Genomic DNA, 827 nt, shown 5'->3' with positions numbered 1-827 from the left:
GTCCGCGCGCCGAGCTGCCGGGCGGCAACCAGCAGCCGCGGGTGCCGAGTTGGAGCGACGAGAACGCGCAACCGAGCCTTGAGGCGCCGCGCGGCCACGACGAGGACGGCAGCTCGCGCTCGCCGCAGGACCCGGGTTCCCCGGCCTCCCACGACTCCACGGCGCAGTTCCCGCGCGTCCAGGACGGGCCCAGGACCGGTCCCGGCCAGGACACCGGCACGTTCGTCCGCTCGGACGTCTTCGGCGGTGTGCAGAACGGCGGCGGGGCCGCCTATCCCGGTTCCGGTCCTTCCGGTTCAGGTCCTTCCGGTTCAGGTCCCTCCGGTTCGGGTTCCTCCGGTTCGGGTTTCCCCTCCGCGCCGCAGCGGCCGCAGCCCACGTCCGACGTCCCGTCTCCGTCGTCGTCCCCGTCGTCGTCACCGTCCCCGTCGTCCTCGTACGACTCCGGCCGCCACGAAACGGGCCAGTACGGAAACGGCCAGTTCGAGACGGGCCAGTTCGAGACCGGCCAGTACGAGACCGGCCAGTACGAGAACGACCGGTACGACGCCGGTCGCACCGGCCAGTTCGAGCGTCCCGCCGCCCCGCGCCAGCGCGGTGACCAGGGCATTCCCGCTCAGCCCACCGCCGAGCGGGACTACCTGACGCAGGACCCGGGTCCGGGCGACGGCCGTACGCCGCTGTACGACACCCTGGAGACCAACTGGTTCCACGGGCAGCGGGACGGCCGCCAGAGTCAGACCCCGGCGGCGCCGGCGACCGGCGGCTCCGGCCTGAGCGGTCTGCCGCGGCGCGGCGGCGCCCCGCAGCAGGAGCCCCAGCGGCCG

Annotated in this window: 1 pseudogene; it reads left to right on the top strand. The window is 74.4% G+C overall.

The features are described from left to right. Positions 1-827, top strand: a pseudogene (locus OFY01_RS17465) (nitrate- and nitrite sensing domain-containing protein); the annotation flags it as partial.

Origin of the sequence: Streptomyces beihaiensis, assembly GCF_026274175.1 — a bacterium.
Classification (GTDB): Bacteria; Actinomycetota; Actinomycetes; order Streptomycetales; family Streptomycetaceae; genus Streptomyces; species Streptomyces beihaiensis.
Note: the sequence above shows the minus strand (reverse complement) of the source record. Positions and strands in the feature narration are given on the sequence as shown.